Origin of the sequence: Methylobacterium segetis, assembly GCF_004348265.1 — a bacterium.
Classification (GTDB): domain Bacteria; phylum Pseudomonadota; class Alphaproteobacteria; order Rhizobiales; family Beijerinckiaceae; genus Methylobacterium; species Methylobacterium segetis.
This window is the reverse complement of record NZ_SMNT01000177.1, coordinates 1-6,217: the sequence shown is the minus strand read 5'-3', so window position 1 is coordinate 6,217 and position 6,217 is coordinate 1. Positions and strand designations below refer to the sequence as shown.

Sequence of the window (6,217 nt, the reverse complement as noted above, 5' to 3'; positions counted from 1 at the left end):
CGGGCATCGGCGGCGTCTCCGGCCCGCTCCTGTTCGGCACGCTGGTCGAGACGGGCTCGCGGGAGATGATCCTCGTCGGCTACCTGATCGGCGCCGCCCTGATGGCGGTGGCGGCGGTCGTCGGCGGGATCTACGCCACCGCCGCCGAGGGCAAGTCGCTGGAGAGCGTCTCGAAGCCGCTCGCGGCGGCGTGAGGGGACTGGAGGGCCATCTTCCTGTAACATGTTACGGAAGGAGTCGGCATGCCTCAGCGTGACGAGAAGCCACGATCCGCAGCCTCGCGCATGCTCACCTACCGGGAGCGGATGCGCGCCGCTGGTCTGCGGCCTCTCCAGATCTGGGTGCCGGATACCCGCGCACCCGGTTTCGCGGCGACGTGCCGTGCCCAGGCCGAGGCCATCGCGGCCGCCGACCCCGCCGGGGATGAAGCCCTCCGCTTCATCGAGGACACTTATCAGTGGCCGGAGGCGTGATCCGGCGGGGAGACCTGATCACCGTCGTGATCCCGGGTGAGTACGGCAAGCCGCGCCCGGCCGTCGTCGTCCAATCCGACCTCTTCTCGGCGCTGCCCTCGGCAACGATCTGTCCGCTGGCGACGACGCTGCGCCCGGACGCAGGCTTGCTTCGCCTGACGATGGAACCGTCGCCGTCGAACGGCTTGCGGCAAACCTCGCAAGTGGTCATCGACAAGATCACGACGATCTCGCAGCAGCGCGTCGGCGGAAGGATCGGGCGGGCCGACGATCATGTCATGGTCGCCGTGAACCGCGCTCTCGCCCTCCACCTCGGCCTGGCTTGAGCCGTCTACTCCGCCCGCCAGACCTGCCCGTGATACACGAAGGCCGCCCCCTCGCTCGCGAGCGCGGCGAGCCCGGTCAGGGCCGGGTCGTGGACCGTGATCACGCTCGTCGGGATCTCGGCCATCATCTGCGCGAACGGCGCCTTGCGCTCGAACGCCTCCCGGAACCCGCCCGCCTGCAGCACCCGCACGATGCGCGGTGCGATGCCGCCGCCGATATACACGCCGCCCGTGGCGAGGAAGGTCAGCGCCAGATCCCCGCAGGCGCGGCCGAGCAGGCGCGCGAACAGGGCGAGCGCCTCGGCCGCGTGCGGGTCCTCGGCCGAAAGCCCGGCCTGGGTGATAGCGGCGGGGTGGAGCTTCTCCCGCGGACTGCCTGAGCGGACGTGGTGGACGGCCGCGTGCAGCCGCGCGAGGCCGGGGCCGGAGAGCAGCGCCTCGACCGTGACGCGCCCCTCGACGCGCTCCACCGCGTGCCAGACCTGCTCCTCGAACGCATCGGTCGGGCCGAATTCGGTGTGCCCGGCCTCGGTCGAGACGATGGCGAGGCGGTCGGCGTAGGGCACGAGCGCCGCGGCGCCGAAGCCGGTGCCGGGGCCGAGCACGAGGCGGGCCCCCTTCGCCTCCTCCCGCGCCGGGCCGATCACGGTGAGGTCGTCGGGGGCGATACCCGCCGCGCCCGCGGCGACCGGCACGTAGTCGTTGACGACGACGGCGCTGGAGAGGCCGAAATCCCGGCCGATCCGCTCGCCCGCGATCACCCAATGGGCATTGGTGAGCTGTACCTCGGGCCCGTCGACCCGGCCCGCGATGGCGAGGATGGCCGAGCGCGGAGCCGGCCCCTCGCCGCCCTTGCCGAGCGCCGCGCGGATCGCGCTCGACGGGTCGGGATGTCCGGCCGTCGCCTCGTGGGACAGAACCCGGGGCGCGGCGCCCTTCTCCGCCACCAGCGCGAAACGCGCGTTGGTGCCGCCGATGTCGCCGACGAGGACCGGAAATTCGAACATGCGCGCGTCGCCCCCTGTTCCGCTCCGCCTCGAGCCTCCGGATGCGGAAGCTTAGTCCCGCGGCCCCACCATCCGGAAGGCCTCTCAGGCCTCGGGCAGGCCCGAGACGTCCATCGGCGCGCCGTCGGCCCAGGCGTAGAGCAAGGCGCGGACCGCTTCCGGATCGGCCAGCCGCTTGGGCGCCACCGTCTCGCCGGGGCCGACCCGCACGCTGACGCCCCCATCCGCGTTGACGGAGGCGAAGGCGAGTTCGTCCGTGCGGTCGTCGCCCAGGAAGACGGCCCGGCGCCCGGCATAGGGCGGCGCCTCCAACAGGGCGCGGATGGCGTGGCCCTTCGTGGCCGAGGCCGGGACGATCTCGCCGACCGCCTTGCCGAGCTGCAGCCGGTAGGGGCCGTCGAGTTCGGCCGCGATCGACTTCACCACGGCCTCGGCCCGCTGGGCGTCCTCCGGGTTCGCCAGCCGCCAATGCACCGCGACCGAGGCGCCCTTGTCCTCGATCAGCACGGCATCGAGGTCGGCCACCAGCGCCTGCAGGCGCGGCACCCGGGCGCGCAGGTCCGGATGGTCCTCCGGGCGCCCGCCTGTCACCGCGTCGTTCACGCGCCGCTCGACCCCGTGCAGCCCGGCGACGTCGAACCGGGCGGGCGCCAGGAAATCGTCGATCACGCCGATCGGCCGGCCCGTGACGATGGCGAGCGCTCCCCCGAGCCGCTCCCGCAGCCGCTCCAGGGCGGGCACGAGGCCGGGATCGACCCGCACCGCGTCGGGCCGCGGCGCGATCTCGACGAGGGTGCCGTCGAAGTCGAGGAAGAGGGCGAGGTCGGCCGTCACGGGGCGCTCCTGTCCTGAGGGCGGCCTGCGCTAGCACGCCGCGCGTTCCGGGCAAACGCCGCGATTGCGTGCGGGGATGCGGCCCGGTCTATCCTCCCGTGGCGTTCCCGCGGAGACGTGATGCCGATGCGCCCCCTGCCCCTGCCCGCCGGCCCCGACGAGGAGAGCGTCTGGGACTATCCTCGGCCGCCGCGCCTGGAGCCGGTGCCGCAGCGCCTGCGCGTCGTGCTCGATGCCCGCACCATCGCGGAGACGGGGCGCGGCTGGCGCGTCCTGGAGACGAGCCACCCGCCGACCTATTACTTCCCCCTCGCGGACGTCGCCCCCGGCATCCTCGGACCGCCCCGGCGGGCGGGGATCTGCGAGTGGAAGGGCCGGGCCGTCTTCTTCGACGTGGCGGGCCGCCCCGGCGCCGCCTGGGCCTATCCGGACCCGACGCCGCCCTTCCGCTCGATCGCGGGCCACGTCGCCTTCTATGCCGGGCCGATGGATTCCTGCACGGTCGGTGACCAGCGCGCCGAGCCGCAGCCCGGCGCCTTCTACGGCGGCTGGATCACGCCCGGCATCGTCGGCCCCTTCAAGGGCGGCCCCGGGACGATGGGCTGGTGAGAGGGTTTGGCGCGGAGCCCGGCTCCCGCTACATGCCGGGCCGGAACAGGCGAGTGGAGCGGCGCATGCAGGAGACGGACACGGTCGAGCCGGCCTCGGTGGGGTTCAGCGCCGAGCGGCTGGAGCGGATCGACGGCTGGATGCGGCGCCTCGTCGCCGAGGGCAGGCTCGCCGGCCTCTCGGTGAGCGTGATGCGCGGCGGGCAGACCGCCTTCGCCCGCGCGCACGGCCTCGCGGATCTCGCGCGGGAGCGGCCCTTCGCCCTCGACACGATCACCCGCATCTACTCGATGACGAAGCCGCTGACCTCGGTCGCGGTGATGATGCTCTACGAGGAGGGCCGCTTCCAGCTCGACGATCCGGTCGCGCGCTTCCTGCCGGAATTCTCCGAGATGCGGGTGCTGACGGGTGGCAACCGCATCAAGTTCGAGAGCGAGCCGGCCCGCCGGCCGATCACGATCCGCGATCTCCTCACCCACACCTCCGGCCTCACCTACGGCTTCATGGAGGCGACGCTCGTCGACGAGCTCTACCGGCGCAACGGCGTCGACTTCCACCTGAAGGACGCGACGCTCGCCGAGGTGGTGGGACGGGTGGCGGGTCTCCCGCTCCTGTCCCAGCCCGGTGCGCAGTGGAACTACAGCGTGGCGACCGACGTGCTCGGCCACCTCGTCTCGGTCGTGTCGGGGCAGGATTTCGCCGATTTCCTGCGCGAGCGGGTGATCGCGCCGCTCGGCATGACCGACACGGATTTCTTCGTGCCGCCCGAGAAGCTGCCCCGGCTCGCCGCGAACTACACCCTGGTCCGGGACCGCAGCCTGAAGCTCTACGACGATGCGGTCGACACCGCCTTCGCGCGCCCGCCCGCCATCGCGTCCGGCGGGGGCGGCCTCGTCTCGACGGCGGCCGACTACCTGCGCTTCTGCCGCTTCGTGCTGAACCGCGGCGCGCTCGACGGCGTGCGGCTCCTCGGCCGCAAGACGGTCGACCTGATGCTGACGAACCACCTGCCCGGGGATCTCGCCAGCATGGGCACCCCGCGCTTCGCCGAATCCTCCTACACCGGCATCGGCTTCGGGCTCGGCTTCTCGGTGATGCTCGACCCGGCCCGCGCGCAGATCCTCGGCAGCCCGGGCGAGGTCGCCTGGGGAGGCGTGGCGAGCACGGCCTTCTGGATCGACCCGGCGGAGGATCTCGCGGTCGTGCTCCTGACCCAGCTCATCCCGTCCTCGGCCCTGCCGATCCGCCGGGAATTGCGGGTGCTGACCTACGCCGCGCTGGCGGGCTGAGGGCGCCGGCGGGCGCCCTCTCCCCTCCGGGGAGCGGGGCAGCCCGCCTCGGGCCTACTCGGCCGGAGCGGCGGCCGGGGCGGCCTTCTTCTCGGCCGCCGGCTTCGGAGCGGCGGGCTTCGGGGCGGCGGTCGCCGTCGCGGTGCCCGTGGTTCCGGGGCCTGTGGCGCCCGCGGCGGCCGGCGCCTTCGGCGCCCACTCGGCGTCGGCGCGGGGGCCGTTGGGGGCGTTCGTCGCACCCGTGAGCTGGCCGGGCAGCACGTCGGTGACGCGGTTCCAGGTCTGCGATCCGCACAGGAAGCCGAGCATGCAGCCGCGCACCGAGAGCTCGGTCGGCTGGTCGGTCCAGATCGTCACGTCGTAGAACTTGCCTTCCTCGGAATTGTAGATCTTGCCCTCGTAGCGGGCATCCGCGTTCGGCTTCAGCCCCATGATGAGCTGGTGGCCGAGCGACGGGCGGGTCTGCTTCTTCGGGTCCGGGTTCTTGAAGTCGACGCGGGGCTGGCCCTTGTCGTTGAGCGGGGTCTTCAGCCAGACCACGTAGCCGCAGACGTTCTTCTCCTGGGGGCCGCACTTCTCGACGCGGATGCGGGCGCGCCCGTCCTCCGTCAGCCAGGTGCCGCTCGGGTCGGCCGGCGCGGCGGCCTGGGCGAGGCCGGAGAGGGCGCCGAGCGCGACGAGCGGCGCGGTCACGCGGCCGGCCCACGATCCGGCACCGCCGCCGATCAGTCGAAACGTCATCCGATCACTCCCATGGCCCCTGCCCTCGCCGGATGGAACGTCCCGGCGGCACGGCCTCGTCTGGATGACCCGCCATTCCTCCCCGAAGGTGTCCGGATCATGACCGCGGCCCTCCCGCCGGGGGAGAAAACGCGCGGGCCTGCGCCCGGCGTGCGGTGGCGGGCCGCCCCGAACGGAGAGAGGGCCGGCGCTCGCGCACCGGCCCTCCCGCAGGCCCCGCTCCTGGCAGGTCTCGCTCCTGGCAGGCCTCGCTCCCGATCGGGGCGATCACTCGGCCGCGGTCATCTCCGGCGTGTAGTGGCCGCACCAATCCTTCGAGGCGACCACCGGCCACAGGCCCTTCGACTCCGGGGCGGGCTGGCTCACCGGCGGGTTGAAGCGGCAGAGGCCCTGGTCCGAGGCGGCGACGCCGCCGTTCAGCTTGTGGTCGTCGAAGAAGCGGCAGCTCTCGCAGGCGCCGTCGTGGGTGCTGGCCATGATGTCTCTCCGATCCTGGGCGGACGGGCTCGAAGCCGCCTCGTCCTCGCAGTTGTTAATTAGAACAAGTCGAATGTAGCGTCAATGCGCGGGCGCCACACCGGTTCCGGCATCGGCGCGCCCGCTGTGGGTCGGGCGGGGGCCGGCGTTGACGGGCGGGCTTGCCAGCGCCTAGCGTGGGTGCTGACGGTTCCCCTCGGGGATCAAAAGGGAACGCGGTGAGGAGCCTGCTCCGAGGCCGCGGCTGCCCCCGCAACTGTCAGCGGCGAGCCCTTCACCACCATGTCACTGGGTCGTGCCCGGGAAGACGGTGCGAGGGCGGCGACCCGTGAGCCAGGAGACCTGCCGTCAGCCGTGGTCACACGCGAAACGCGTCGGGCGGGGTGTCCTGACGGGTGTCGAAGCGCCGTCCATCCCGTGCGGAGACGGCGGCCGAGGCCTCGTTCGCGGTGACGTGCCAC

8 protein-coding genes, 1 pseudogene and 1 riboswitch are annotated in these 6,217 nt (G+C 72.9%); of the genes and pseudogenes, 5 read left to right on the top strand and 4 right to left on the bottom strand.

Annotated features, from left to right (window positions below; all coding sequences use genetic code 11):
- From E1J50_RS25470 to E1J50_RS25460, 3 genes and pseudogenes are all read left to right on the top strand, one after another.
- A pseudogene (locus E1J50_RS25470) lies at positions 1 to 194 on the top strand (MFS transporter); the annotation flags it as partial.
- A 48-nt stretch (positions 195 to 242) separates the two neighbouring features.
- Positions 243 to 473: an antitoxin MazE family protein gene (locus tag E1J50_RS25465; RefSeq protein WP_245516757.1), complete on the top strand. Its 231-nt coding sequence runs from the start codon at positions 243 to 245 to the stop codon at positions 471 to 473.
- Entirely contained in the window at positions 458 to 799 is a 342-nt protein-coding gene (locus tag E1J50_RS25460) for a type II toxin-antitoxin system PemK/MazF family toxin (RefSeq protein ID WP_245516756.1), read from the top strand. The genes E1J50_RS25465 and E1J50_RS25460 overlap by 16 nt, the downstream gene beginning before the upstream one ends.
- A 5-nt stretch (positions 800 to 804) precedes the next feature.
- Here the strand turns inward: E1J50_RS25460 and E1J50_RS25455 are convergent, their stop codons facing one another.
- Positions 805 to 1,806, bottom strand: coding sequence for a glucokinase (locus tag E1J50_RS25455; RefSeq protein WP_132256987.1), 1,002 nt, complete (start codon positions 1,804 to 1,806; stop codon positions 805 to 807).
- 84 nt (positions 1,807 to 1,890) lie between these two features.
- A complete protein-coding gene (gene otsB, locus E1J50_RS25450) occupies positions 1,891 to 2,640 on the bottom strand; it encodes a trehalose-phosphatase (RefSeq protein WP_132256985.1) in 750 nt (249 codons plus the stop codon).
- A gap of 126 nt (positions 2,641 to 2,766) precedes the next feature.
- On the opposite strand from otsB, the gene E1J50_RS25445 reads away from it, so the two are divergent.
- Both E1J50_RS25445 and E1J50_RS25440 read left to right on the top strand, forming a co-directional pair.
- The gene (locus tag E1J50_RS25445; protein WP_132256989.1) at positions 2,767 to 3,249 is read left to right on the top strand and encodes a DUF427 domain-containing protein; all 483 of its coding nucleotides are present in this window, start codon (positions 2,767 to 2,769) and stop codon (positions 3,247 to 3,249) included.
- Between the two features lie 65 nt (positions 3,250 to 3,314).
- Entirely contained in the window at positions 3,315 to 4,538 is a 1,224-nt protein-coding gene (locus tag E1J50_RS25440) for a serine hydrolase domain-containing protein (RefSeq protein ID WP_132256983.1), read from the top strand.
- A 54-nt stretch (positions 4,539 to 4,592) separates the two neighbouring features.
- Here E1J50_RS25440 and E1J50_RS25435 read toward each other — a convergent pair whose 3' ends face one another.
- Entirely contained in the window at positions 4,593 to 5,279 is a 687-nt protein-coding gene (locus E1J50_RS25435) for a DUF2147 domain-containing protein (protein WP_132256981.1), read from the bottom strand.
- 267 nt (positions 5,280 to 5,546) lie between these two features.
- Positions 5,547 to 5,756 (bottom strand): hypothetical protein, encoded by a 210-nt coding sequence (locus E1J50_RS25430; protein ID WP_132256979.1) that lies wholly within the window; start codon positions 5,754 to 5,756, stop codon positions 5,547 to 5,549.
- A 170-nt stretch (positions 5,757 to 5,926) separates the two neighbouring features.
- A riboswitch (cobalamin riboswitch) is annotated at positions 5,927 to 6,120 on the top strand.
- Positions 6,121 to 6,217 lie beyond the last annotated feature (97 nt).